This window comes from Oleiphilus sp. HI0086 (assembly GCF_001635225.1).
Window position 1 is genome coordinate 1 of the sequence record NZ_LWFZ01000884.1, and the last position, 381, is coordinate 381.

The following is a 381-nucleotide window of genomic DNA, read 5'->3' on the forward strand; positions in this document are numbered from 1 at the left end:
GGCCATACGGTTAGCGGCAATCGCGGCACACACATGCAAGTCTTCATAAGTGCGAAAGGCCTTTACATATTGAAGGTAGCCATCCCCCTGCAAGATATAACTTTCCTTGATAGCGACTCGGTCAAGAATGACTTTTCCGTGGCTGATTTCAGGCACAAAACCGAGAGACGGCATCTCCTGAATCGCAATTCCTTCAAGCTGCGTATTTAAGGCGATAACTTTAATCAGAGGGCGGCCCGACAAATCAAGGCCATCTCCTCTACGCTCATCTCGGCAAGCAACGTAAATCATGCCGGCATCTTCGGCTCCCGAAACGAAAGACTTCTCTCCTGAGAGATAGAGCTGCGCCTTTTCTGTATAAAGCCGGGCATTAATAGCACG

1 protein-coding gene is annotated in these 381 nt (G+C 49.3%); it reads right to left on the minus strand.

Going from position 1 to position 381, the window contains the following annotated elements:
- A partial coding sequence (locus A3756_RS27780; protein WP_197481337.1) for a hypothetical protein occupies positions 1-381 on the minus strand: 381 nt, incomplete at both ends.